General features: G+C 60.6%; 2 protein-coding genes. One reads left to right on the top strand and one right to left on the bottom strand.

The window, feature by feature from the left end; translation table 11 throughout:
* Window positions 1–133, bottom strand: a 133-nt coding sequence (locus OP79_RS53550) for an Arc family DNA-binding protein (protein ID WP_078492546.1), incomplete at its 3' end; no start/stop codon positions are given.
* Window positions 134–170: 37 nt separating this feature from the next.
* Between OP79_RS53550 and OP79_RS53545 the strand changes: the two genes are divergently transcribed.
* On the top strand, window positions 171–254 hold an 84-nt coding region (locus tag OP79_RS53545), incomplete at its 3' end, for a helix-turn-helix domain-containing protein (protein ID WP_157857555.1).

Here is a 254-nt window from a genome sequence, read left to right as displayed (position 1 = left end):
CTGCCTCCACGGCGGTGAGAGCGACCTCAAGCAAGTGCACGATCTCAGAGTTGAGGGACCGCCGGTCGACTTCTGCCTGAGCTGTCAGCCGGGCATGGATGTCATCGGGAAGGCGTAGAGTCAACTGAACCATGACACCATCATAGGCTCACTCTGGTATCGTGATCATTATGAAGCTCAGGTACCAGTTCCGCGTGTACCCGAGCGCCCCGCAGAAGACCGAGCTGGCGAAGGCGTTCGGGTGCGCCCGCGTC

The organism is Streptomyces yerevanensis, assembly GCF_000716805.1.
Classification (GTDB): Bacteria; Actinomycetota; Actinomycetes; order Streptomycetales; family Streptomycetaceae; genus Streptomyces; species Streptomyces flaveus.
Note: the sequence above shows the minus strand (reverse complement) of the source record. Positions and strands in the feature narration are given on the sequence as shown.